The organism is Sphingomonas sp. 10B4 (assembly GCF_035019905.1).
Lineage (GTDB): Bacteria > Pseudomonadota > Alphaproteobacteria > Sphingomonadales > Sphingomonadaceae > Sphingomonas > Sphingomonas glacialis.
This window is the reverse complement of sequence record NZ_JASJVC010000262.1, coordinates 1-286: the sequence shown is the minus strand read 5'-3', so window position 1 is coordinate 286 and position 286 is coordinate 1. Positions and strand designations below refer to the sequence as shown.

Below are 286 nucleotides of genomic sequence, written 5' to 3'. Positions count from 1 at the left end.
TACGTGAGCTGAATTACACCCGTATTCAAAAAGACGTTGATGAACTGAGAGTTGGACGAGTTCGAGGTGGGGGGCAAGAACATGCAAATCTTCGTCACCGAGATTTTTCAAGATCTTGTTTTGACGAAACCCATCGATACTTGGTTTCACCATATTACAGCGCCGATCTGTTCGTTTTAATTCAAAAATATTGCGATTGATGAAGGAATTTTCGTCGCTGACAGCTTGTTTCATTTCCTACCTCTTTTCGATCAATTAAAGAACGCAAAAAATCGATGGTCTTTGA

The 286-nt window shown here is 40.2% G+C and carries 1 protein-coding gene; it reads right to left on the bottom strand.

Features of this window, described 5'->3' with window-relative positions; translation table 11 throughout:
* Positions 1–234, bottom strand: a 234-nt coding sequence (locus QN347_RS19745; RefSeq protein WP_323494388.1) for a hypothetical protein, incomplete at its 3' end; no start/stop codon positions are given.
* Between the last annotated feature and the right edge of the window lie 52 nt (positions 235–286).